Annotated in this window: 1 protein-coding gene; it reads right to left on the reverse strand. The window is 71.7% G+C overall.

Features of this window, described 5'->3' with window-relative positions:
* Window positions 1-695: iron chelate uptake ABC transporter family permease subunit (locus tag G3O00_RS42920; RefSeq protein WP_206146624.1), on the reverse strand; the 695-nt coding region annotated here is incomplete at both ends.

Here is a 695-nt window from a genome sequence, read left to right on the forward strand (position 1 = left end):
GAGCGGCCGCAGCGCGGCCACCGGCAGGCCGAGCGCGGCCGCCTGGTCGTCGCCGAGCGCGAGCATGTCGAGCGGTTTGGCGAGCCACGCGAACACAGGCACCGCCAGCACGCACCACGGCAGCAGCATCGACACTTCGCCCCAGCTCCGGCCATACGTACCGCCGACGAGCCACACGACGAAGCGCGCGGGCTGCACGCTTTCCTGCGTGATCAACCATTGCGCGAGCGTGGTCCACAGCGCGCCGATCACGATGCCCGTCAGCGCCACCGCGAGCGGCGCGTAGCGATGCCGGTGATTCAGCGCGAGCGTGATCGCGAGCGACAGGCCACCGCCGATCAGCGCGGCGGCCGCGAGCGTCACGTGGCCCATCAGCGGCCACGTCGACAACGCGAACAGCGTGACGAGCCCCGCGCCCTGCGTGACGCCGAGCACTTCGGGGCCCGCGAGCGGATTGCGCACGACGCTTTGCATCGCGACGCCGCTCACCGCCAGCAACGCGCCGGCAAGCAGCGCACATAGCAGGCGCGGCATCCGCAGGTCGATCAGCATCCGCGCGAGCGCATCGTGACCGGACAGCGCATCGGACCAGCGCACGATCGACAGCCACTCGGGGCCGGCCGACACGCCGACGAACACGATCAGCACGCCTGCCACGACGAACAGCGCGGTGCGCAGCGGCCAGCCGAGCAGAG

Source organism: Burkholderia sp. Ac-20384, assembly GCF_017104605.1.
In the GTDB taxonomy this organism is placed as follows: Bacteria; Pseudomonadota; Gammaproteobacteria; order Burkholderiales; family Burkholderiaceae; genus Burkholderia; species Burkholderia lata.